The sequence below is a fragment of the Bacillus pumilus genome, assembly GCF_009937765.1.
Taxonomy (GTDB): domain Bacteria; phylum Bacillota; class Bacilli; order Bacillales; family Bacillaceae; genus Bacillus; species Bacillus pumilus_O.
The window spans coordinates 2,261,776-2,286,675 of sequence record NZ_CP047089.1 but is presented as its reverse complement, the minus strand read 5'-3'; the positions used below and the strand labels follow the sequence as shown (position 1 = coordinate 2,286,675).

At 41.0% G+C, this 24,900-nt stretch carries 21 protein-coding genes and 1 other RNA gene; 17 read left to right on the top strand and 5 right to left on the bottom strand.

Going from position 1 to position 24,900, the window contains the following annotated elements; translation table 11 throughout:
• Window positions 1-197 precede the first annotated feature (197 nt).
• From GPS65_RS11205 to odhB, 6 genes are all read left to right on the top strand, one after another.
• The gene (locus tag GPS65_RS11205) at window positions 198-1,523 is read left to right on the top strand and encodes a C40 family peptidase (RefSeq protein WP_144468433.1); all 1,326 of its coding nucleotides are present in this window, start codon (window positions 198-200) and stop codon (window positions 1,521-1,523) included.
• A gap of 75 nt (window positions 1,524-1,598) precedes the next feature.
• The gene (locus GPS65_RS11200; RefSeq protein WP_119125004.1) at window positions 1,599-2,177 is read left to right on the top strand and encodes a superoxide dismutase family protein; all 579 of its coding nucleotides are present in this window, start codon (window positions 1,599-1,601) and stop codon (window positions 2,175-2,177) included.
• A gap of 89 nt (window positions 2,178-2,266) precedes the next feature.
• Complete coding sequence (locus GPS65_RS11195) at window positions 2,267-3,145, top strand: ATP-binding protein (protein WP_003215912.1); 879 nt, start codon at window positions 2,267-2,269, stop codon at window positions 3,143-3,145.
• An 11-nt stretch (window positions 3,146-3,156) separates the two neighbouring features.
• Window positions 3,157-5,073, top strand: coding sequence for a vWA domain-containing protein (locus GPS65_RS11190; RefSeq protein ID WP_012010257.1), 1,917 nt, complete (start codon window positions 3,157-3,159; stop codon window positions 5,071-5,073).
• Window positions 5,074-5,298: 225 nt separating this feature from the next.
• On the top strand, window positions 5,299-8,133 hold the full coding sequence (gene sucA, locus GPS65_RS11185) for a 2-oxoglutarate dehydrogenase E1 component (protein WP_012010256.1): 2,835 nt from the start codon (window positions 5,299-5,301) through the stop codon (window positions 8,131-8,133).
• A gap of 14 nt (window positions 8,134-8,147) precedes the next feature.
• Window positions 8,148-9,404 carry a 2-oxoglutarate dehydrogenase complex dihydrolipoyllysine-residue succinyltransferase gene (gene odhB, locus GPS65_RS11180; RefSeq protein ID WP_119125003.1) on the top strand — a complete coding sequence of 419 codons (1,257 nt, stop codon included), beginning with the start codon at window positions 8,148-8,150 and terminating at the stop codon, window positions 9,402-9,404.
• Between the two features lie 34 nt (window positions 9,405-9,438).
• On the opposite strand, the gene GPS65_RS11175 is transcribed toward odhB, so the two are convergent.
• From GPS65_RS11175 to GPS65_RS11160, 4 genes are all read right to left on the bottom strand, one after another.
• Complete coding sequence (locus GPS65_RS11175) at window positions 9,439-10,389, bottom strand: bile acid:sodium symporter family protein (protein WP_119125002.1); 951 nt, start codon at window positions 10,387-10,389, stop codon at window positions 9,439-9,441.
• Between the two features lie 150 nt (window positions 10,390-10,539).
• A complete protein-coding gene (locus tag GPS65_RS11170; protein WP_119125001.1) occupies window positions 10,540-11,361 on the bottom strand; it encodes a superoxide dismutase in 822 nt (273 codons plus the stop codon).
• On the bottom strand, window positions 11,354-13,228 hold the full coding sequence (locus tag GPS65_RS11165; RefSeq protein ID WP_012010252.1) for a terpene cyclase/mutase family protein: 1,875 nt from the start codon (window positions 13,226-13,228) through the stop codon (window positions 11,354-11,356). The genes GPS65_RS11170 and GPS65_RS11165 overlap by 8 nt, the downstream gene beginning before the upstream one ends.
• A gap of 102 nt (window positions 13,229-13,330) precedes the next feature.
• Window positions 13,331-14,815 carry an aldehyde dehydrogenase family protein gene (locus tag GPS65_RS11160; RefSeq protein WP_012010251.1) on the bottom strand — a complete coding sequence of 495 codons (1,485 nt, stop codon included), beginning with the start codon at window positions 14,813-14,815 and terminating at the stop codon, window positions 13,331-13,333.
• 213 nt (window positions 14,816-15,028) lie between these two features.
• Between GPS65_RS11160 and GPS65_RS11155 the strand changes: the two genes are divergently transcribed.
• The 8 genes from GPS65_RS11155 (at window position 15,029) to GPS65_RS11120 (ending at window position 20,743) form a co-directional block, all read left to right on the top strand.
• The gene (locus tag GPS65_RS11155; RefSeq protein WP_012010250.1) at window positions 15,029-15,241 is read left to right on the top strand and encodes a DUF6501 family protein; all 213 of its coding nucleotides are present in this window, start codon (window positions 15,029-15,031) and stop codon (window positions 15,239-15,241) included.
• 49 nt (window positions 15,242-15,290) lie between these two features.
• Entirely contained in the window at window positions 15,291-15,428 is a 138-nt protein-coding gene (locus GPS65_RS11150; RefSeq protein ID WP_223250615.1) for a DUF4025 domain-containing protein, read from the top strand.
• A gap of 279 nt (window positions 15,429-15,707) precedes the next feature.
• A complete protein-coding gene (locus GPS65_RS11145) occupies window positions 15,708-16,046 on the top strand; it encodes a PH domain-containing protein (RefSeq protein WP_012010249.1) in 339 nt (112 codons plus the stop codon).
• A 176-nt stretch (window positions 16,047-16,222) separates the two neighbouring features.
• Window positions 16,223-16,870 carry an SDR family oxidoreductase gene (locus tag GPS65_RS11140; protein ID WP_119125000.1) on the top strand — a complete coding sequence of 216 codons (648 nt, stop codon included), beginning with the start codon at window positions 16,223-16,225 and terminating at the stop codon, window positions 16,868-16,870.
• Window positions 16,871-16,961: 91 nt separating this feature from the next.
• Window positions 16,962-17,462: a TraR/DksA family transcriptional regulator gene (locus GPS65_RS11135; RefSeq protein ID WP_119124999.1), complete on the top strand. Its 501-nt coding sequence runs from the start codon at window positions 16,962-16,964 to the stop codon at window positions 17,460-17,462.
• 132 nt (window positions 17,463-17,594) lie between these two features.
• Window positions 17,595-17,780, top strand: a non-coding RNA gene (gene ssrS, locus GPS65_RS11130) — 6S RNA.
• 133 nt (window positions 17,781-17,913) lie between these two features.
• Entirely contained in the window at window positions 17,914-19,695 is a 1,782-nt protein-coding gene (recQ, locus tag GPS65_RS11125; protein WP_119124998.1) for a DNA helicase RecQ, read from the top strand.
• A 256-nt stretch (window positions 19,696-19,951) separates the two neighbouring features.
• Entirely contained in the window at window positions 19,952-20,743 is a 792-nt protein-coding gene (locus GPS65_RS11120) for a LysM peptidoglycan-binding and 3D domain-containing protein (RefSeq protein WP_012010245.1), read from the top strand.
• A gap of 153 nt (window positions 20,744-20,896) precedes the next feature.
• Here GPS65_RS11120 and GPS65_RS11115 read toward each other — a convergent pair whose 3' ends face one another.
• Window positions 20,897-21,409 (bottom strand): hypothetical protein, encoded by a 513-nt coding sequence (locus tag GPS65_RS11115; RefSeq protein WP_238389092.1) that lies wholly within the window; start codon window positions 21,407-21,409, stop codon window positions 20,897-20,899.
• A gap of 198 nt (window positions 21,410-21,607) precedes the next feature.
• On the opposite strand from GPS65_RS11115, the gene GPS65_RS11110 reads away from it, so the two are divergent.
• The 3 genes from GPS65_RS11110 to GPS65_RS11100 all read left to right on the top strand — a co-directional run bounded on the left by GPS65_RS11110 (window position 21,608) and on the right by GPS65_RS11100 (window position 24,897).
• Window positions 21,608-22,147, top strand: coding sequence for a DUF420 domain-containing protein (locus tag GPS65_RS11110; RefSeq protein ID WP_012010243.1), 540 nt, complete (start codon window positions 21,608-21,610; stop codon window positions 22,145-22,147).
• Between the two features lie 168 nt (window positions 22,148-22,315).
• Window positions 22,316-23,458 carry a citrate synthase gene (mmgD, locus tag GPS65_RS11105; RefSeq protein WP_012010242.1) on the top strand — a complete coding sequence of 381 codons (1,143 nt, stop codon included), beginning with the start codon at window positions 22,316-22,318 and terminating at the stop codon, window positions 23,456-23,458.
• A 2-nt stretch (window positions 23,459-23,460) separates the two neighbouring features.
• Window positions 23,461-24,897 carry a bifunctional 2-methylcitrate dehydratase/aconitate hydratase gene (locus GPS65_RS11100; protein ID WP_119124997.1) on the top strand — a complete coding sequence of 479 codons (1,437 nt, stop codon included), beginning with the start codon at window positions 23,461-23,463 and terminating at the stop codon, window positions 24,895-24,897.
• Window positions 24,898-24,900 lie beyond the last annotated feature (3 nt).

Genomic DNA, 24,900 nt, shown 5'->3' with positions numbered 1-24,900 from the left:
TACAAACGATATGGCTTTGTTTTAGCATTTTGAGTTGACTGCTTTAGCCTATTTGTTATTGCCCAACGTCTACATGTCGAGTAATATAATAGAAATAAAGATAAAATAGTGCAAGAGAAGCAGAATCATTAAATGCTAAACTTAAAACTAGTACATATGTCTTATTGAATGAAATCATGAAAGGCGGAGATTTATCTATGAAGAAAAAAGTAGTAACCGGCCTCACAGTTTCAGCGATCGCTGGCTCAGCTGTGTTTGCTGCACCGGCAGAAGCACAGACGATCAAGGTGAAAAGCGGTGACTCACTTTGGAAGATTGCCGAACAGTACAATACAAGTATTTCGGAGCTTCAATCTCTTAATCAACTAAAAACGACGATGATTTTTGCAGGACAAAGCTTGAAAATTCCTGGCGCAAAAAGCACAAAATCAAGTACTTCAACTGGTTCAAAAGCAACGAAATCAAATGCTTCAACGACATCAAGCTACACTGTAAAGCTTGGAGATTCTTTATGGCTCATTGCAAACAATCATAAAATGTCAGTCGCAAGCTTAAAAAGTCTCAACAGCTTAAACAGTGACTTAATTCGTCCTGGACAAAAGCTAAAAGTATCTGGAAGCACAAAGACAAGCGGGAGTCAGTCATCAAACTCCTCTTCAAATTCCAGCTCAAACAATAAGACAACGAACTCAAATAGTTCATCTTCATCAAGTACATACAAGGTCAAATTAGGGGATTCTCTCTGGAAAATTGCCAATTCGCTCAATATGTCGATTGGTGAAATCAAAACATTGAATGGGATCAAATCTGATACGATTTATCCGAATCAAGTCTTAAAAGTAAAAGGGACGGCTACATCAAAACCAAGTCAGCCTAAAGCACCTGCAAAACCAAGCAATCCACCTTCAAACGGTAACCAGTCTTCAAGCGGGAAAGCGACATCTTATACTGTAAAATCAGGTGATTCTTTATGGAAGATTGCGAATCAATTTAAAGTGCAAGTTCAATCCATCCGTACAGCTAACAGCTTAAAAAGCGATGTGCTTAGAATTGGACAAGTTCTCAAAATTAATGGTGCAGCTTCAGGCTCAACTGGGTCAAATGGTTCGACGTCTAACGGCTCGACAACTCCAGTCAACAATGACAAAAACAATGTGCCAATGAATGCAAAAATCACGACGATGATTCAAGAAGGGAAAAAGCTGACAGGCATCCCTTACAGATGGGGCGGCAATACACCATCTGGATTTGACTGTAGCGGCTTTGTTTACTATCTCATTAACAAGGTTTCATCTGTCTCGAGATTAAGCACAGCAGGCTATTGGAGTATGATGACACCTGTGAGCACACCTCAAGTTGGCGATTTTGTTTATTTCACAACGTACAAAGCGGGTCCATCTCATATGGGACTATACCTTGGCGGAGGAGATTTCCTTCATGCAAGTGACAGCGGTGTGGGGATCTCGAACTTGAGCAATCCATACTGGAAAAAAGCCTATTTAGGTGCAAAACGTTTCTTCTAAAAAAGCCGATTTTCGGCTTTTTTTGTTTGCCTATTGATCAGGTTGTCCATACTGATATCAAAAGGGGGCAATCATATGAAAAAGTCAGTGTGGTTGATCATGATGTGTCTGGTTTTTGTCACAACAGCATGTCATGCACCGCCGAAAAAAGAAACGACAGAAGAAACCATTGAAGTTGCAGCACCTAAACAAGCACCGGTTACCACGCCACTCATTAATGAAAGCGGGCAAAAAATAGGAAGTATCGAAGTAAGAGACTCCTCAGAAAATGGGCTGGATTTACATGTGAAAGCAAAAAATCTGCCGCCAGGTCCTCATGGCTTCCATATTCACGAAACAGGAAGATGTGAAACGCCAGATTTTGAAACGGCAGGGGCTCACTTTAATCCCACACACCGGGAGCATGGCTTTGATAACCCAAAGGGCCACCATGCTGGAGATATGCCTAATTTAGAGGTTGGGGCATATGGACAAATTGACGTTGTCGTGAATGTACCAGATGTGACGTTAAAGGGAGGAATGAACCAATTAATCGATCAAAATGGGCGCAGCTTTATCATTCATGCAGAAGCAGATGATTACTTAAGCAACCCTTCTGGAAACTCAGGGAAACGCATCGCCTGCGGAGCAATCACAAAAGAAATGGTAAAATAACAGATGTCTAGCCTTTATGTATTGAGTGCATAAAGGTTTTTTTAGTATACTTGGTGAGGAAAATGATCGAAGAGAGGAATTAATCATACATGTTTAACGAACAATCACTCCCAGAAGAAATTCAAGCAATGATTGAAGCAAAAGCAAAAGGACTAGAAGAAGAATTCCGTCCGCTTATTGGAACAGGCGGCTATGAATCACAGGACACGTCTATCATACAAGATGCGATGATTGCACTGGCACTTGGCAAAAATGTTCTTTTAAAAGGGCCGACCGGTTCAGGTAAAACAAAACTAGCAGAAACTTTATCTGCTTTCTTTCAGCAGCCGATGCACAGTGTGAACTGCTCAGTTGATCTTGATGCAGAAAGCCTGATTGGCTATAAAACCATTCACAATGATGGTCAAGTTGCTTCTATTGAATTTATAGAAGGACCTGTAACAAAAGCAATGAAAAAAGGCCATCTTTTATATATTGATGAAATCAACATGGCGAAGCCCGAAACCTTGCCTATTTTAAACGGTGTACTCGACTACAGAAAAATGATGACCAATCCATTTACAGGCGAGGTCGTTCGAGCAGATGAAGGCTTTGGCGTAATTGCGGCCATCAATGAAGGCTATGTCGGCACAGTCCCACTAAATGAAGCGTTAAAAAACCGTTTTGTTGTCATTGACGTTCCATATATCGGCGGTGGCATCTTAAAGGATGTACTGCAATCTCAATCTGTATTAAAGGATGAACGCTTGATTGATCAATTCGTGCAGCTCTCATCAGACCTCATTACACAGGCGCACAACGGGCAGGTAAGTGAAGAAGCAGCATCCATTCGCGCACTGCTAGACACATGTGATCTTGCGCAATACATCCCGCCGCTTCGGGCAGTTGAACGAGGGATTGTGGAAAAGCTAGAAGATGACCGGGAAAAAGCAGCGGTAAGAAATATTGCCCAAACATTATTCGAGTGAGGTTCTGAGCTTTGAAATTCATCAAATTTAATGACAGCAGAATCGATTCATTTTTATTTATGGAATTAACGGATTTAGCCAAAACGTTAGCGAAAAGTGATGATGTCGAGCTTGAATATGGCGTGCAGTCCTACTATGATCCTTTTGAAAAGAAAATTTTCATCAGTCATTTTTGGGATGACCGTAAACAAGAAGACATGACAGCTGGGCTGAAAAGTGATGTATTCCTCCGAGCAGTAGGTACCGTTTATAGTGATCTGAGTGTCTTTCAAGAAATCATTCGCTATGCTCACACAATATCCATTCCAGATTTGTGTAAACAGTTATTTATGCTCTTTGAAGATATCCGGATTGAAGAGCGGATTAAACGTGAACGTCCAGGAACAAAAAAGGTATTTAAACGAAGAAGAGAACTGTACCGGCGTCATTTTAAGACGCAATTAACGATTAACCAAGAGCGGAGCATTTTAACAGATGCACTTTATTGTGCAATGTATGTGAAGCTGACAGCAGATTCGCCGCTGGAAGAAATTCCGCCTCTTCACGAGCAAATCAACCCAATGATTCCGTTTATTGAATCAAGTCTCGAGCGTGTTTATGAAGCGCATTCAACCGGAGATATCGCAGTCATTGTCAAAGAATTAATGGAAGGTTTTGATGAGCTTCTTGATAAAGATATGCTGAATACGTACTTTTTCTTCCCCGAATTGGATTATGAAAAAGCGGCAAAAGAACCGCTATTTCATGACTTGAAAAGGAAACCTAAATTAAGTGAGGACATCAAAGTCGACCGGGAAAAAGAGGGTGATGAAGACATCCACGAAGAGTATATGGAAGTGTGGCACCGGGAAACAGAGGCCCCATCAAAAAGCTTCCTTCAATTTGATTTAGAGCACGGCGGGAAAAGTGATCTCGGGAAGGATGCAGCAAGAGAAGGCGATGACGGAGATCAAGCACTTGGCACTGTCCAAGGCTCTGCCAAGCAGACTCATCGAAAAGATTATTCAAAGCTTGAGGCGCTGGAAGAGGCTGAAGGCGAAGAAAGCGGGGCGGATGCTCATGAGAATGGAAAAGAGAACAAATATGCATTTCCAGTCATGATTTCACCAGAACCTCCCGCGCCAGAGCAAATCGACGTATACAAACAGCATGCCAAGGAGATTGAGCCTTATCAGAAACGGCTAAAACAGATGATTCAAAAAACGCTCGAACATAAAAAAACATGGCCAAAAACGGATCTTCATGCAGGACGACTGAGTAAAAAGCTCATTCGTTATTTTACAGAGTCAAATCCGCGTCTCTTCTATAAAAAACAGGCACCTTCTACGGAGATTGATGCTGTGTTCACTTTATTAGTGGATTGTTCTGCCAGCATGTTTGACAAGATGGACGAGACGAAAAAAGGCATTGTTTTATTTCATGAAGCCTTAAAGTCCGTTCAAGTCCCACATCAAATTGTGGGGTTTTGGGAAGATACAAACGATGCATCAGAAACAAGTCAGCCGAACTATTTTAACACAGTCGTGTCGTTCAAAGATTCTTTATTTGATGCAGGCCCTTCCATCATGTCTCTTGAACCGGAAGAGGATAATCGGGATGGCTATGCGATTCGCCAAATGACAAAAATGATATTAAAAAGAAGAGAAGAGCAAAAGTTTCTCATTGTATTTTCTGATGGAGAACCGGCTGCATTCAGCTACGAACAAAATGGGATCGTCGATACACATGAAGCAGTTCTTGAGGCGAGGAAAAAAGGCATTGAGGTCATCAATGTGTTTTTATCCAATTCACCGATCGAAGAAGCGCAGATGAAAACGATTCAAGATATGTATGGCAAGTTCAGCATTTTTGTACCAGATGTCGATACATTGCCAGATGTTTTATATCCGTTACTGAAGAAATTACTGCATAAAAGCATTGGGGCATAAGGTTTTGCCCCTTTCCCTCAAAATATTTTTCGGAATGATTTAAATTTTTTGTTTTTCTGTGAATTTTTTATCTTTAATTGAACAAAGAATGTAGAAAGTAATCCGAAACAGTGGTAGAATATTATTGGAAGCGTTTTATTACATAAATTTGGTCATTGTGTTCTGGAAGTTATATCGAGATAGTGTTCAATCACTTGATGATCAAAGTTGGGGGTAGTGTTCAAAATGTTTCAAAATGATGTGAAACAACCGTTGAGTTGGGAAGAATTTCATGGTCCGAACCTCGGCTATGTGCTCGAGCTCTACGATCAGTATGTCCAGGATCCTACTAGTGTTGATGAAGATCTAAGAGGCATATTTGATGAACTTGGTGCACCACCGAGTGAAATGAAGGAGGAAATTGGGAAAAAAGAAAATAGCGTAGTTACTTCTGAACAAATCCAAAAGATAGCATCAGTCGTTAAACTGGCAGAAGACATCAGAACGTATGGCCATTTAAATGCTTCCGTCAATCCTCTTCGCAAAGAAAAGGAATTACAAGAGCTGTTTCCTTTAAAGGAGTACGGCTTAACAGAAGAAGACGTCAAGAATATTCCAATATCTATTATTAGTCCTGACGCACCAAAACACATTTCAAACGGCATAGAAGCCATTAACCATTTGAGAAATACGTATAAGCGTACGATTTCATTTGAGTTTGATCACGTACATGATTTCGAAGAGCGGAACTGGCTCTCAAAATCAATCGAGTCTGGTGAATTATTTAAGAAAAAACCAGCCGATAAACTAGTTTCTGTATTCAAGAGATTAACAGAAGTTGAGCAGTTCGAACAGTTTCTTCATAAAACATTTGTTGGGCAAAAGCGCTTCTCGATAGAAGGTTTAGACGCACTTGTCCCAGTACTTGATGAAATTATTTCAGAGTCTGTTACACAAGGGACTTCAAATATTAACATTGGAATGGCACACAGAGGCCGTTTAAATGTATTAGCACATGTGTTAGGAAAGCCATATGAGATTATTTTCTCGGAATTCCAGCATGCGCCGAATAAAGAGCTCGTTCCATCAGAAGGCTCTATTGGCATCAGCTACGGATGGACTGGTGATGTAAAGTACCATCTAGGAGCGGATCGTCAAATTAAAGACGAAGATACAAAGAGTGCGAGAGTCACGCTTGCTAATAACCCAAGTCACCTAGAATTCATTGATCCAATCATTGAAGGTAGCACACGTGCCGCTCAGGAATTGCGTACTCAAAAGGGATATCCAGCTCAAGACGTTGAAAAGGCATTAGCCATCTTAATTCATGGTGATGCAGCATTTCCTGGAGAAGGAATTGTGGCAGAAACATTAAATTTAAGTCAACTTGTAGGCTATCAAGTGGGTGGAACGATCCATATCATTGCAAACAATATGATCGGATTTACGACGGAAAGCAATGAATCTCGCTCAACGAAATATGCAAGTGACCTTGCAAAAGGGTTTGAGATTCCAATTGTTCACGTCAATGCAGATGATCCAGAAGCATGTTTAGCAGCTGTTCAATTAGCTGTGGAATACCGCAAACGCTTTAAGAAGGATTTCTTAATTGACTTGATCGGTTACCGCAGATATGGTCATAACGAAATGGATGAGCCTTCTACGACTCAGCCGATGCTATACGATGCCGTCAGAAAGCACAAAACGGTCAAGAATATCTTTGCAGATAAACTTGTCTCAGAAGGTCTTCTAACGAAAGAACAGCGTGAAGAAATCGAGCAGGCTGTAGCGACGAGAATAGAAGAAGCCTATCAAAAGGTGCCTTCAAAGAAAGAGCATACGATTCAAGAAATTGAACTGCCAGAACCAGTATCAAATGGCTTCCCAGCAGTGGATACATCGGTAGAATTTGATGTATTACGTAAGCTGAATGAAGAATTGATCAGCTGGCCGGACGATTTCCAAGTATTTGGTAAGCTTAAACGGATCCTTGAAAAACGGGCAAAAGTGTTTACAGATGACCGTAAAGTAGAATGGTCACTTGGAGAAGCACTTGCATTTGCATCTATATTAAAAGACGGTACGCCAATTCGAATGACCGGACAGGATTCAGAGCGCGGTACTTTTGCTCAAAGAAACCTTGTTCTTCACGACAGTCAAACTGGAAATGAATTTATTGCTCTTCATGAGCTAAGTGATGCAAACGCATCATTTACTGTTCATAATAGTCCACTGTCAGAGGGCTCAGTCATCGGGTTTGAATATGGTTATAATGTCTATTCTCCTGAAACGTTAGTCATTTGGGAGGCTCAATTTGGAGACTTCGCAAATGCGGCTCAAGTGTATTTCGATCAATTTATTTCGGCTGGACGTGCAAAATGGGGACAAAAATCAGGTCTAGTGATGCTCTTGCCTCATGGATATGAAGGACAAGGTCCTGAGCATTCAAGTGGAAGAACAGAGCGATTCCTGCAATCAGCTGCTGAGAATAACTGGACAGTGGCGAACCTCACAAGTGCAGCGCAATACTTCCACATTCTAAGAAGACAGGCGAAGATGCTGCTTCGCGAAGAGATTCGTCCGCTTGTCATCATGACACCGAAGAGTCTGCTTCGTAACCCGAACTCATTGTCTGAAGTCCAGGAATTAACGGATGGACAGTTCCAACCAGTTCTTGAACAACCAGGCCTTGTGCATGATCATGAAAAAGTATCGCGCCTTGTGCTATCTAGCGGGAAGGTATCCATTGATATTAGTGATCGTTTTACTCAAATGGAAGAGCCGAAAGATTGGCTTCACATTGCGAGAGTGGAACAACTATATCCATTCCCAGCCAAAGATATTAAAGCGATTTTATCAAAACTAACAAACTTAGAAGAAATCGTATGGACGCAAGAAGAGCCACAAAATATGGGGGCTTGGGGATACATTGAGCCATATTTACGTGAAATTGCGCCTGAAAAAGTAAAAGTACGTTACATCGGCCGAAGAAGACGTTCAAGTACGGCTGAGGGCGATCCAACTGTGCATAAAAAAGAACAAGAACGAATTGTATCTGATAGCTTGACTCGCAAAAACTAAGGGGGAAATGAAAAATGGCGGAAATTAAAGTACCTGAATTAGCGGAATCGATCTCGGAAGGAACGATAGCTCAATGGCTCAAGCAGCCGGGCGATTATGTGGAACAGGGAGAATACCTGTTAGAGCTTGAAACAGATAAAGTCAATGTCGAACTGACAGCCGAAGAATCTGGTGTACTCAAAGAAGTGCTGAAAGATTCTGGTGACACTGTACAAGTTGGAGAAGTCATCGGAACAATTGCAGCGGGTGAAGCTGGCGGAAGCGAGACCGCAGCTCCAGCACCTGAGCAAGAGTCTGCACCAGCTCCGAAAGATGAACCGGCTGCTGCTCAAAAAGAAGAAGCAGTGAAAGAAGAGCCGAAATCTGGTAATGGCAGAACCATCGCTTCTCCTGCAGCTAGAAAACTAGCGAGAGAGAAGGGGCTAGACTTATCTGAAATTCCAACCGTAGATCCGCTGGGCAGGGTACGAAAGCAGGATGTTGCTTCTTATCAAAAGAATGAAGCACCTGCAAGTGCACCAAAAGCCGCGCCAAAAGCAAATGCTGCGGTGCAAAATGAACAACCAGGAAAGCCAGTTGAACGTGAGAGAATGTCGCGCCGCAGACAAACGATTGCCAAACGTTTAGTTGAGGTTCAGCAAACGGCTGCAATGCTGACGACATTTAATGAAGTAGATATGACAGCTGTGATGGACTTAAGAAAGCGCCGTAAAGATGCCTTCCTTGAACAAAATGATGTAAAGCTTGGTTTCATGTCCTTCTTCACAAAAGCAGTTGTAGCAGCACTGAAGAAATATCCGCTGCTTAACGCAGAAATTCAAGGTGATGAGCTTGTCTTGAAGAAATTCTATGACATCGGCATCGCTGTTGCTGCTAACGAAGGACTTGTCGTACCGGTTGTCCGTGATGCAGACAGATTGTCGTTTGCAGGGATTGAAAAGGAAATTGGTCATCTTGCGAAAAAAGCACGAGATAACAAATTGTCTCTAAATGAGCTACAAGGTGGATCATTCACGATCACAAACGGCGGAACATTCGGTTCACTGCTTTCAACACCAATTTTAAACAGCCCTCAAGTTGGAATTTTAGGGATGCACAAAATTCAGCTTCGACCTGTGGCAATTGATGAAGAACGTTTTGAGAACCGTCCGATGATGTATTTAGCTCTTTCTTACGACCACCGGATTGTCGATGGAAAAGAAGCAGTTGGATTCCTTGTCACGATTAAAAACTTGCTTGAAGATCCAGAGCAGCTATTGCTTGAAGGATAATCTTCAATTTGAAAAGCTAGCACCTATTAAAGGGCTAGCTTTTTTTCTTTTCACTTTCAGCATTTCCTCTTTTTGACCAATATGTCGCAAGCCAGGAACCGGATAAATTATGCCACACACTAAAAATGGCACTTGGTACGGCTGCAAGTGGAGAGAAGTGTGCTGTTGCTAGAGCTGCACCAAGTCCAGAGTTTTGCATGCCTACTTCAATCGAGATGGCTCTTCGAGAAGGGATATCCATTTTGCACCACTTTGCAATAAGATAACCAAATAAAAGACCAAGTCCATTATGTAAGATCACAACGGCCAATATTAGCAGACCAGATTGAAGAATCTGCTCTTTATTTGCACTGACAACCGCTGCAATGATCATAACAATTCCGGCGACAGACACAAGCGGTAGTGCTTGAACCGCATAGGTTACTTGTTTTTTGAAAAATAATTTAACGATGACCCCTAAGACAATAGGAATGAGCACAACTTGTACAATTGATAAAAATAGTGCTTCTGGCGATACAGGTAACCAAGATTTTGCAAAAATTAAAATGAAAACAGGGGTTAAAAACGGCGCAAGTAATGTTGATATGGTAGTGACAGCTACAGATAAAGCTGTATTTCCTTTCGCCAAAAAAGTCATAACGTTCGATGCTGTACCGCCTGGGCAACAGCCTACGAGAACAACTCCTACTGCGATTTCGGACGGGAGTCTTAGTCCGTAAGCTAACAAAAAGGCGAGAAGCGGCATGAGTGTGTACTGCGTCAGTACCCCGATCAGAACATAAAGAGGTTTTCGAAACAGTTCTTTAAAATCTTCAGCAGATAAAGTAAGCCCCATCCCAAACATAATAATACCGAGTAAAAAAGGAATATAAGATCCAATTTTAGAGAATTCCGCAGGAAAGGCGAATCCAAGAAATGCAAAGACAATGACCCAAATCGCAAACGTTCTACCTGCAAACTGACTAATACTTAAAAGAATCTTCATATATTGCTTCATCTCTCTTTCTATACATATCTTTTTTATTTTAAATGAATTTTCTGAAAAAACAACCCATTCTTTATCAAGTTGTTTATAATTATATTATGTAAACCATAAATACTCCATATAAGCGGATGCCTACATGGAGTAGCGTTGTTAAAAAGGGGTCCATTTCACTTGCTGAGCTTGCTTAAGCCGTGCTTCTGGCTCATGCCAGTCAACGACATTCCACCAACGATCTACATAGGCCGCTTTTTCATTCAGATATTGCAGATAGTAGGCGTGTTCCCATACGTCAAGAGCGAGAAGAGGGATCACATCCCATTGTGATAAAAATTGGTGGCGTTCTGCTTGTAAAATCTCTAATCGCTGAGATCTGGGCGCCCAAACGAGAATCGCCCAGCCGACACCTTCTACTTGTTTAGCTGCAGCAGAAAATTGGGCTTTGAATGCATCATAGCTTTCAAACGATTGTTCAATCTGGCGAAGCATTTGCCCAGTGGGCTTTCGCTTCCCTGAAGGACTCATGGAAAACCAAAAAATGCAATGTAAATAGTGTCCCGCACCATTGAAGGCAAGCTCCCGTTCCCAATGCTTGATCATCTTAAAATCATTGGTTCTTCTCGCTCTTTTTAAGGCAAGCTCAGCTTGGTTCAGACCATCAACATATGATTGGTGATGCTTCTGGTGATGCAAATACATAATTTCTTTTGAAATAAACGGTTCTAGTGCATCATACCGGTAAGGGAGAGGGGGTAATTGATGACCGCCAACTGCTACATCTCGCATTGCATCTTGTGGAATTATATCCTCTGCAATACTTTCAGCCAATGTGTACCACTCTTCTTCACTGGAATGCTCATCATTCATGATGAACGATAAATGTTCTGCTTTTTGACGGATGTTGTCATCTTGAATTGCATCTTGAATGGAGCTAAGCCAATCTTTAAGCTGCATACGATATTCTTCCTTATTCATTTTTACGCCTCATTTCTTCTAAAAATGTGGAACAAGCCATCATTGGAAAAACAAATGGATAGCTATGATAGGTAATGTAAAATTGCTTTGGAAGACCAATGCCTACTGGATAGTGCAAAGCTTTACTCGAATGCTGATGTTGAATCAAAAACGAGATGGCTTTTAAAATCGATTTGTCATCTGGCTGCACGTATTGTAAAAGTGCCTCAGCAGCCCAAGCCGTTTGAACCACTGTTCCAAATGGAAGCGGGACATATCTTTTAACCTCTGAACTTTTACACGATTCTCCGAAGCTGCCATCTTCTAATTGAATGGTTTTTAAAAATCGACATGCTTTTTGAACAGCAGGATGCGATGAGGGGATGCCACTAGCCTTTAGTCCAGTTAACGCAGCCCAAGTACCATAAATATAGCAAACGCCCCATCTGCCGTACCATGATCCGTCCTTCTCTTGATGATCAAGCAGCCATTTCACACAATGATCTTTTTGCCTTTGCATGAGTGGTGACTTGTCGTTCTCTTCAGAAGCGATAAGGTGGAGCACACGACCTGTAATATCAGGAGTAGAAGGATCAATGGCCGCATCCTCAGCAGATTCGAGCGGGAGATGACGAAGCAAGAAGTGATCTTGATTTTTTTCAAAAGCTGAAAAGCCACCATCCCGGTTTTGCATGGAAAGAAGCCAATCAAATCCTCGTTTCCACTGAACAGGAGCATAAGTTTGAGGAATGGCTTTTAACACAATTTGCGTATCATCACAATCTGGGTTATTTGTGTTCAAATCTGAAAAACCAAAGCCTCCCGGAGCCGCATGCCGGTTATGGATTGCCCAATCTGCTTTCTTCATTTGCTGCCGGTTCAGTAAGTACGTAAAAGACTTTTTAATAACTGGATCATCTTGTGTTCTGCCCGCTCGCTGAGAAGCATAACTGACAAGCGCTGTATCCCAAACAGTAGATGTAGAATTCTCAGCGTATTTCTTCCCCCCACAGTCAGTGACTAGCTGTTTCATCCCTTTGACTGCTTTTAAAATGAGATGATGTCCCGGAGAGTATCCAAGACTCATGAGAGCATAGACCATAAAAATACTGGCACTTAAATAGCTGTACAGCGTGCCATCTTTTTCAAGACGGTCAAACATATATCGCTTCGCTGCCTCATACCCGAAAAAGTCGAACCTGCTGTCGAGTGCTGTATACGACCGCATGTACGCTAGAAAGTGGTGAGTGGAACGTTCTTCTCTTGCCATAAACCAGTCAAAAGGATTTTTAGACATGTTCGCATCAAGATGTGATAAGCTTGGAAACTGCTCATGGGAAGTATATCGTTTGTTAAGTGCAATCATCATTGGGACAAAATGAATTCTTGCATAGGCACTAAGATGATAGAAGTGAAGCGGGAAGTATGTAGGGATGAGTAAAAATGAAAGTGGGGCATAGAAGTATGGCCAAGGGTGCATTCCATTGACGGCAAGCATCCACTTTGTCATAAAATGAACGTCTTTTAATCCACCTTTTGATCGTATATATCGTGCTGCTTTTTCCATATGCGGCTCATCTTGTTGATACCTGCCTGACACAAGCATTCCGCAGTAGCCTTGCACAGTCGCGGTTACATGTCCCGCCTGATCATGATACAAAGAGAAAGAACCATCCTCATTTTGCTTTTCGCGAATTGCTTCTGCCAATTGATGAACCAAAGCCTGATCCGTATCGCCGACAGCCTTTAATAACATAATTAAAAAAGCATTTGTCATCATGGACCCTTCAAAGCAGAAGACAAAAGCGCCATCTTCTCGTTGTCTATGCTGCATTTGCATGTGCAGTTCATCCATATATACGTTTACTTTCGTTTTGAAATCTTGCATATTCTGCCATGCTCCTTTCCTTTATTACTATATTCAGGAGCCTGCCTGTCACATGCAATCACAAAAAAGCCGATGACTTGGTCACCGGCTTAATAGGCGTCATTAGTCTTGGAGGTTAATCCACACACTTTTGACTTCTGTATAGTTGTTAAGGGCGTATGATCCCATTTCTCTGCCAAGACCTGATTGCTTGTATCCTCCAAACGGGGAGGCAGCATCAAAGACGTTGTAGCAGTTGACCCAAATCGTGCCTGCTTCAAGGCTTGCAGCAATATCATGGGCATGCTTTAAGTTTTCTGTCCAAAGTCCTGCGGCTAATCCATAGTCAGACTGGTTGGCTCTTTCGACCACTTCTTCAATGGAATCGTAAGGAATCGCAGATAGGACAGGTCCAAAGATTTCTTCTTTTGCGATGGTCATATCATCTTCTACATCTTTAAAAACAGTAGGGGAGACAAAATAACCAGCCTCATAAGGGCAATCGCCACCGACAACAGCTGTTGCACCTTCTGATTTACCTTTTTCAATATAGCCTAACACGCGCTCATGCTGTTCTTTACTGACAAGAGGCCCGATTTGTGTATCTTGATGAAGACCGGCTCCTTGTTTGAGGGATGTTGCATATTCAGCCATTTGATCAACAACCTCATCATATTGACTCCGGTGAACAAAGACCCTAGAACCTGCACAGCATACTTGACCTTGGTTAAACATAACCCCATTTAAAGCACCAGGAATGGCTTTCTTTAAATCGGCATCTGGCAAAATAATGTTTGGTGATTTTCCGCCAAGTTCTAATGTGACTCTCTTAATGGATTTGGCAGCTTTCTCCATAATGAGTTTCCCAACACTTGTTGACCCCGTGAAGGCAATCTTGTTTACATCAGGGTGATCGGTTAAAGCGTTCCCAGCTGTTTCACCAAATCCAGGAACGATGTTAATCACACCTTCTGGGAAGCCGGCTTTATCTACTAATTCAGCTAAATAGAGCGCAGAGAGGGGTGTTTGTTCTGCTGGTTTTAACACGATGGTGCAGCCAGTCGCAAGTGCCGCACCCATTTTCCACATGGCCATAAGTAGCGGGAAGTTCCAAGGAATGATTTGTCCTACAACGCCAACAGGTTCATGACGGGTATAGTTAAAGTATCCTTTGCTGACAGGAATGGTTTGTCCGCTTATTTTGGTTGTCCAGCCCGCATAATAGCGCATATGCTCGATTGCGAGAGGGATATCTGCATTGGTTGTTTCATTAATTGGCTTCCCGTTATCTAGAGTTTCAAGCTGCGCGAGCTCTTCTTGGTTTTCTTCCATTAAATCAGCAAGCTTAAACATGAAGCGGGCGCGTTCGGCGGCAGACATGGAGCGCCAAGGACCATGAAAGGCTTTTTTGGCTGCTTTTACTGCCTCATCAATGTCTTTTGCACCTGCTTCATATACATCAATAAGGGTTTCACCTGTGGCTGGGTTAGGAGTTGAAAAGGTTTTGTTATCGTGACTTGTGACAAACTGGCCATTAATGTAGAGTTTTTTCGTCCCTTGGAGAAAAGATTCGAGTTTTGAACTAATTTGAAGTGTTGTAGAGCTCATAAATAAACAAACCTCCTTAAAGAAATGGATTGTTCTGCGAGTTCTAGGTGGAAAAGCGGACTTGAAGCAAATGATCTAGTATACGCACATGAATGTAAACGTATACATTCATCATATTACACGACATCTTTGAAAGCAATCCATAACACTCATTGCATTTCATGAAAAATTGGCTACAATAAATGTATAGATGAAAAAAGGAGTTTTTAAATCATGATCCATCAAAACTGGCAAACGGCTCAAACGTTAAAACAAGTAAAATGTATACATACGAATGCGAAAAAATATATGGTCGACCGTGCACTAACCGTTGGCAGCACATATGAAGTGAAAAATGAAACAGAAGAATTCCTGTTTGTCGTTGATAATACAGGTAAAGTCGGCGGGTATTATAAAGAGTATTTCGAAGACATTTCTGCTGAATGATTTTGGTGATCATCACTCATACTAAGAAAAACAGTAAAGGGTGATGATGATGAAAAAGAAGCAAACAGATGAGCAGAATCAACAAAATGCTTGGCATGATAACGAAGATGCTGATATGGCGATTACACTTGAGCAGATTTCCGATGTGTATGCAGAGGGAACTATTGAAACACCAAAAGACGAATAGTCATTTTTAAACAGTGATTTGAAAAAATCACTGTTTTTTTTATTGGTCACAATTTACCCATTTTCTCAAAAAGAACTGAAACTTTTTTCCTGCTTTACCTGTCTAAATAAGTAGAGGAAAGAGCATCGAATCAAAAAGAAAAAGTTAAATGAAATTTAATCTATTCGTAATGGAATAACGACCATTTATAGCGTATTCTATAAGTGAGAACAAAACGTATCCACAGAGCGTGTGGCCGTTTTTTCATAAAGGAATTTGATGGAGGAAGAGGGGGTTTACGTGGGTATTTTTTCTGTCAGTAAACAAAATGATAAGAAATTCGAATCCTTACTAATTGAAGGGGAAAGAATTGAAGCTGTTTACAGACTGCGTCACGACCAAATTTGTTTCACCAATAAACGACTGATCTTTGGCGATAACCGCGTATTTTCTAAAAAGAAAGTCAGGGTCTCCTTGCCGTATCGATCAATTGAAAGTTTTGCCATTCAAGAAGCTGGCGTGTTTGATCAGGACACAGGTATGTTGCTTGTCACAAGCTCAAAAGTATTTGAACTCGATTTTTCGAAAGAGACGGATTTGAATGATGTGCAAGCCATTTTAACAAAACATCTCTGCTGATCAACCTTGCGATTACATAGATCACATGCACTTTTCTCATTCTTCGTATTTATTTTAATAGATCGCACATTGCCTGAGCCCTTGCCCATATTTTCTGGGAAGGGCTTTTTTTTTACGTGTTTGAATGATAGCAAAAAAGGATAAAGATGAAACAGATACAGAAAGGAGAATGAACAATGAAAGTATTAGTTGCTGGAGCAAATGGACATACAGGTAGGCTCGTCATTCGTTATTTAAAAGAAAAAGGACATGAGCCGCTTGCTCTTATTCGAGATGAAAAACAAGCGGATGCGCTAAAAGAACTTGGTGCATTACCTGTCATCGGTGATCTTGAACAGGATGTGACAGATGCTGTGAAACAAGCAGATGCTGTCATCTTTGCAGCTGGTTCAGGCTCAAAAACGGGGGCAGATAAGACGATTGCAGTGGATCAAGAAGGTGCAAAACGTCTTGTTGACACAGCGAAAAAAGAAAATATTCAGCATTTTGTGATGCTGAGTTCCTATAATGCCGATGATCCAAACCAAGGAAAAGGACAAGGAAGTATGGAAATTTATTATGAGGCAAAAAGAAAAGCAGATGAACACCTTAAACAGTCTGGGCTTTCCTATACCATTGTCCGACCAGGTGCCTTGCTGCATGAGGAAAAGACAGGAAAGATTGAAGCTGCAGCGCATATTCCAGATGATCAAAACATTGAGATTTCAAGAGAGGACGTAGCTACTGTTCTTGTGGAAAGCTTAACAGAATCCAATGTGAAAAATAAGTCCTTTGATTTGATTAAAGGCGATAAATCAGTAGAAGAAGCACTTCGCACCTTGTAAGAGAAGAAAGCTGCTGCCAATTAGGCGGTGGCTTTTTTGATGTTTTCAATTCCTTTGTAGCGGGAAGGTATTAAGAAAGGAGTGATTGACCGTGGGCTTAACGAAAGAACAAAAAGCTGATTTATACGAGAGATTGAATCAATTAAAGGAAGATGTAAAAGGGTCAAAAAAGAAAGAGGAATCTATGCTAAGTGAATCGAGCGAGATTTCAAATGGTGTAGGGAACCATATCGCTGATCATGGAAGCATCTATTTAGACCGCATGACCGAACAAACGCTGGACCAAGTTGATGACCAGCTTGAAGCCGAAATTGATGCAGCACTGAAACGAATGGAAGACGGAACATATGGGATTTGTGAGAAAACAGGGAAAGAGATTCCCTATGACCGTTTAAAAGCAGTTCCCTATACACGCTATTCAATTGATGCGAAGAAAAACGAAGAAACCACTCAAGATCCAAATGAGTTTGACCGTAATTTCTCTGATCAAATGCGTGATTTAACAAATAGACAAACAATGGATCAGATGCATTCAGATACGTATGAACGATTAGAGGAAGAGCAGGATGTTGACATAGATGATGATAAATAGGATAATAAGTGGAATTTACATTTTTTCAGAATAATTTTTTCTTATGTGTGCAAGGACAAATCTCTTGTATACACGAGTTTTTTATAGAAAAAAGATCTCTTGAAATTTAATAAACTTTCGTGTAATATAGTTTAAAGGCTGCGATGTGCGTAATGTTAATTAAGTTTTAACCTTTAAGCTGTAATAGGGAGTTTTATATTGAAGCTGGAATGTCATGCCTCCTTAGAGAGGAAGACAGGAACGTTTCTGCAAACACCCACTTTGAGGAGTGGTGGTTTAAAACTTTCTTACTTAGATTACGGCATCCGCAGCTTTTCCTAGGATGATTCAAGCCATTTTCCATTTCGGAAAATGGCTTTTTATTTTGCGAAAAGACGAAATTGGATTGAATGCCTGTAGAGGCAAGAATCTATGTTAAAATAGACAAAACAAATGACGGAGAGGGAATTGGATGTTAGAACAAGCAGAAGCACTCCTGAAACAATATTATGGCTTTGATGCCTTTAGAAATGGACAGAAACAAGCCATTGAAGCGATTGTAAATAAACAAAAGGATACCGTCTGCATTATGCCGACAGGCGGAGGGAAGTCAGTTTGCTATCAGATCCCTGCGCTCATGATGGAAGGGACAACGATCGTCGTATCTCCGCTTATATCTTTAATGAAGGATCAGGTGGATGCGTTAAATGAGATGGGCATACGTTCTTCCTTTTTAAACAGCACCCTGTCTGCATCTGAAATGAATGAAAGGCTGAAAAAATGCGAAAAAGGGGAATATGAACTTCTTTATATCACCCCTGAACGCTTACAAAATGAACGTTTTTTTCAGCTGCTAGATCGGTTAACGATTCCTTTAATTGCAATTGATGAGGCGCACTGTATATCCGAGTGGGGACATGATTTTAGGCCAAGTTATCGCTTCATTCAAGAATGCTTGAACAAGCTGTCAAAAAGACCGGTGATTGTCGCATTAACAGCTACAGCGACGAAAAAGGTCCAACAAGATATATGTGAACAGCTTGGTATAAACGGAGAAGAAACCATTTTTACTGGGTTTGCTAGAGAAAATTTGTCCTTTCAAGTGATCAAAGGAGAAAACAGTGAACGTTTTATCACACAATATATGAAGAAAAACAGTCTTGAGTCTGGCATTATTTATACTGCCACTCGTAAAGAAGCGGATCAAATTTATCATCGACTAAAAAAACAAAAGATCAAAGCTGGTGTTTATCATGGTGGCTTGGATGATCATACGAGAGAAGAGCAGCAAAACCTCTTTTTAAATGATGATATCCAGGTGATGGTCGCCACATCAGCATTTGGCATGGGGATCAATAAGTCGAATGTGCGTTTTGTGATCCATCATCAAATTCCAAGGGATATAGAAAGCTACTATCAAGAAGCTGGGCGTGCCGGTAGAGATGGGCTTGAAAGTGAATGCATTTTACTGTTTTCACCTCAAGGTGTAAGGGTGCAACGTTTTCTCATTGAACAGTCAATAGAAGATGAGACGCGCTACCAGCATGAGTTGCTTAAATTAAGGCAAATGGTGGATTACTGTCATACTGAGCAATGTTTGCAGCAATTTGTGATGGATTATTTTGATCAAACAGCTAGTTCGCCTTGCGGTAAATGCAGCAATTGCCTTGATGAAAGAGAGCGTGAAGAGGTCACAAGAGAAGCGCAGATGGTGTTATCTTGTACAGTGAGAATGAATGAGCGATTCGGTAAAATGATGATCGCCCAAGTACTGGCAGGCTCTAAAAACAAAAAAGTGCTAGAGCTAGGTTTTGACCGCCTCCCTACATATGCTTTAATGAAACAACATTCGGCTCAACAAATCAGTGACTTCATTGAATTTTTAATTACAGAAGAGTATTTGCACATGTCTGAAGGGGCTTACCCAACACTTAAGGTGACCCATAAAGGGAAGAAAGTGCTAGTTGGACAAGAGGCAGTGTATAAAAAGCAGGCGATCAAAGCAGAAGCTATTCAAGAAAATGATGCACTATTTGAGCGATTGAGATCGCTTAGAATGAAGCTAGCTAGAGAGCAAGGTGTTCCGCCTTTTGTTGTTTTTTCTGATCAAACATTGAAGGAAATGTCAGCGGTAGAGCCTCAAACAGATGAAGAATTACTCCAAATTAAGGGGATTGGCGCTCAAAAAAGAGAGAAATACGGAGATGTTTTTTTAGAAGAAATTCGTTTATTTATAGAAAAAGAGAAAAAATAAAGAGTTTGAAAAAGAAAAATAAATTTTTTTCGCTGCATTTGGACACGTTTTCATCAGGCCGTTTTTGATCCTTTTAAAACCTTGATATGGCAAGGAATCAAGCCGTTTTGTGGTCTGATTTACCAATGGAGAGAGATGTTTCATGTAAAGGAACTGTAATCTAAAACATATCGTTTTGTTATTGAATTGACATTTACATATGTTACGATAGCACTCGTTAGCCGCCATAAAAAGCTAACAAGGGAGGATTTACTTTATGAAGAAGACTATTATGTCCTTGGTTGCTGTTGCAGCAATCTCAACAACAGCATTTGGAGCACAGCAAGCTTCTGCAAAGGAAATCACTGTACAGAAAGGTGATACACTTTGGGGAATCTCACAAAAAAATGATGTGTCTCTAAAGGACCTAAAGGGTTGGAACAATTTATCTACTGATATGATCTATGTGGGTGATAAATTGACAATCTCTTCAAAAGAGAAAACTCAGGAGCAGTATAAAGTCCAGAAGGGGGACAGCCTCTGGAAAATCGCTCAAAAATTCAATGTGTCAATTAGCGATATTAAGTCTTGGAATAACTTAAACTCAGATATAATTATGGTTGGTTCAACACTAAGTGTTGCTGGCCAAAGCTCGGCTCCGGTAAGCTCAGAACCTGTTCAAAAACAGGAACCTGTCCAAAAAGAGCAAACAACGAAAAAAGCTGCTCCTAAAAAGGAAACAGCTAAAGCAGAATCATCTTCTGCTAGTCAGAGTGTACAAAAAGAAATGACTGTTACGGCTACGGCTTATACAGCAAATGATGGTGGCATCTCAGGTATCACTGCAACAGGGGTAAACTTAAACAAAAACCCAAATGCAAAAGTAATTGCAGTAGATCCTAGTGTCATTCCATTAGGAAGTAAGGTTTATGTTGAAGGCTACGGTGAAGCCATCGCAGCAGATACTGGCGGCGCAATTAAAGGTAACAAAATTGATGTACATGTACCAAGCAAATCCCAAGCGAAAAATTGGGGCGTAAAATCAGTCAAAGTAAAAGTACTTAACTAGTAAAAAATTGTTTTTTGGAAGAAAGCATCAGGTGGCGGCCTGATGCTTTTATTGTACCCTTTTTTTGGTCAAAAATACACATATTTTTCTGAAAAATTTGCATTTTCGACAAAAAGCAGCGCATATCATATGATACACGCTGGTTTTTTGTCGTTAGCTGTCCACCCAATAAATTTCTCCGCTTTGTTCTTTCCAATTGATCTGGACATCAAATTGATGCTTTTCATAAAAATGAATCAAGCGATCCACGTGATCCCAGTCTCTTTTGACGAGGTCACCAGTAATCACCGGGATGTTCTGCTCTCTAGCGATTTCTTTTAAATGCTTCATGCAGATGGAGCCGTACCCATTATCTGGCGGGCCTTTAATATCGGCAATATGAATCTTTCCTTCTTCAGGATATTCCGCAATTAAGGAAAAATCAGATTGTCCGCGAAAAGCTTTTTCACAATCGCTGAGCATAATTTTACATGTATCTGCACTTTCAATGGCAGAGACGATCAGCCATTCATCTTCTTTCGCTTGATCGATGCCAATGATTTTTGCTTTTTTCGAAATATCTTTCATGTTTTCTTGCATTCGATACATTTGGAACTGCAATTGCTGTAATTCTTGCTCTAACGACTTCACATCTTTGGCTGTTTCCTGTAAGATTGACAAGTCCATTACTCCTTTCCTATCAGAAATGATAAAAATCACATAAATTCCAATTTTAAAGGAAGTGAATGGATCTTTCAAGCCGTTAGAACGCCTGCAACTTGCAAGTTTGTCTAAAATTCGACGAAGACAGCGAATTCATTGACTTTATAGAGAAATTTAAATAACATACTCTTAGTCGGAACTAATAAAGAGAGGTTTTCAAACATGAAAGAACAGAATCAAAAACCGAAAAATTTTACTGGTATTGTGATCATTTTAACAATTGCCATAAACGGATTAATCGCTTTATTATTTTTAATGCCAAAATCAGATAAATTTAGTCATCTGGATATTACATTTTTGCCGTTACTAAATGCCGTGATGAACAGCTTTACGTTTATCTTTTTACTTTCAGCACTCATCATGATTAAACAAAAAAACATTAAAGCGCATAGACGATTTATCTTTGCTGCATTTTCAACAACACTGGTCTTTTTAATTTCGTATGTGACCTATCATTCAATGGCAGCTGATACCCATTTCGGAGGAGAAGGGATCATCCGTCCAATTTACTTCTTTATTTTAATCACACATATCGTCTTATCAGCAGTCATTGTACCGCTTGCCCTGATTACGCTATTTAGAGGCGCACAGATGCAAGTCGAGCGCCACCGTAAAATTGCTCGCTGGACAATGCCGCTATGGCTTTATGTCAGCCTTACTGGCGTCATTGTCTATATGATGATTTCTCCATACTACAGCTAACGTATGTCCAACTGGACATACGTTCTTTTATTTACAAGATGCAGTGCTTTGGATAAAATGGGAATTGGGTATCCGACTTGCACGGTATCTTCCCATCTATAGACTCACATCATTTCTGGCCGTTTGCTCGTTTGGAGAACAACAATTGAACGAAACGGGGGTTATATGATGACTGAACAACTGCAGTATAAACCGGGGCTTGAAGACATTGTGGCAAGCGAAACGTCGATCTCATACTTAGATGTGCAGCAAGAAGAGATTGTAATTCGCGGGTATGACCTCATCGAGTTGGCACAAAAAAAGACCTATTTAGAAACAGCCTATCTGCTTATTTATGGAAGATTACCAGATGCCATGGAATATCATCAATTTCAGCAAGACATTTCCTCACAAACCAACTTACATCCGACCATTCAAACCATTTTAACAAAACTGCCAAAAACCACCCATCCGATGGATGCCATGAGAACGTGCATATCTGCTCTTAGTGGATACGATGATGCATTACAAGATCGATCAGAAGCGTGCCAGCAAAGACGTGCTGTTCGATTACTCGGCCAGCTGCCGGCGATTGTCGCTGGAAGCTATCATATTCTCACAAAAGACGCCGCTATTTCTCCAGATCAGACCAAATCCTACACTGAAACCTTTTTAACCATGCTAACCGGACGCACGCCAACCCAAGACGAAATCACCGCTTTTGACCAAACACTCACATTATATAGTGAACATGAGCTACCTAATTCAACATTTGCTGCTAGAGTCATTGCTTCCACACATTCTGACATGTATGGTGCTTTTACTGGAGCAATTTCTTCATTAAAAGGTGACTTGCACGGGGGAGCGAATGAAGCCGTCATGCATATGCTTCTCGAAGGAAAAACAACAGAAGGCTTCCTTGCGCTCATTGAGCGAAAATTAGCTGCAAAGGAAAAGATGATGGGCTTTGGCCATAGGGTATACATGAGAAAAATGGACCCAAGAGCCGCTCTTTTAAAACGATCATTGAAAACGCTTACCGAATCAAAGGGCGATACAACGCTGTATGACATGTGTGTAGCAGGAGAGGCATACATGAAAGAGAAGAAAAATCTCTATCCAAACCTTGATTATTACGCCGCACCTATTTATTACGTGCTCGGGATTCCAATTTCACTTTATACACCGATTTTCTTTGCTGCAAGAGCTAGCGGATTAGCTGCTCATGTCATTGAACAGCATTTGCATAATCGCATTTTCAGACCGAGAGTCCGGTATTTAGGACCAAGAGGATTAAAAGTTTCAGATGATGATAGAAAAAAGGGGGAATGAACATGAATAAAACAGCAGTCGCCAATCAAACGGATCAGCTATTAGAAGAAATCGCAGCCTACGCAGTAGACGGAGAAATTACAAGTAAAGAAGCCATTGAAACGGCACGTTATGTGCTGATAGACACACTTGGTTGCGGAATGCTGGCGCTCAATTTTCCTGAATGTACGAAGCATCTTGGACCGATCGTCCCTGGAACTGTTGTACCTAACGGAGCAAGAGTTCCAGGCACTTCCTTTGTGCTAGATCCTGTTCAAGCCGCTTTTGATATAGGCTGTATGATTCGCTGGTTAGATTATAATGACACGTGGCTTGCAGCGGAGTGGGGACATCCGTCAGATAACTTAGGCGGGATATTAGCTGTAAGCGATTATATTAGTAGAACACGGCTTGCAAACGGAGAAGAGCCGCTTTCGATGAATGACGTGCTACATGCGATCGTCAAAGCACATGAAATACAAGGCGTACTGGCATTAGAAAATTGTTTGAATCGCAATGGCTTGGATCATGTGCTATTTGTCAAAGTAGCAACAAGTGCTGTTGTATGTGCATTGCTTGGCGGAACAAAGGAGGACGTGCAGCACGTTTTATCACAAGCGTTTGTTGACAATTCTCCGCTTAGAACATATCGTCATGCCCCGAACACAGGATCAAGGAAATCATGGGCAGCAGGTGATGCAACAAGCCGCGGAGTGAGACTTGCAATGATGACACTTAAAGGGGAAATGGGCTATCAAACGCCGCTTAGTGCAGAGAAGTGGGGCTTTGAAGATGTTCTGATGAAAGGAAAATCTCTCACACTTGCTCAGCCGCTAGGATCATACGTCATCGAAAATGTGCTTTTCAAAATTGCTTATCCTGCTGAGTTTCACGCCCAAACGGCTGCAGAAGCTGCTATGATCCTGCATGACGCTGTAAAAGATCGATTGGATGAAATTGACCGGGTAGAGATTACAACACATGAATCGGCGATTCGAATTATTGATAAGAAGGGACCGCTGTATAATCCAGCAGATCGTGATCATTGCTTGCAATATATTACTGCGATTGGATTGATCTATGGGGAGCTCACGGCTGACCATTATGAAGAAGAAACGGCGCAAAATCCGGCTATTGATCGTCTCCGGGATCAAATGGTCGTCAAAGAAGATACACAATATACAGCGGATTATTTAGACCCGAAAAAGAGATCCATTGCAAACAGTGTGCAGATTTTCTTTAAAGACGGGACGATGACAGACCGAATTGAAATTGAATATCCACTTGGTCATCGCAGAAGAAGGCAGGAAGGTATTCCTCTGCTCGAAAAGAAATGGTTCTATCATTTGAAGACGAGATTTCCGCAAAAACAAGTGGATCACATTGTGTCACTCTGTCAAAATCCAAATCAATTAAAAACAACGACTGTACCAGCATTTATGGATTTATTCGTCATATAAGGG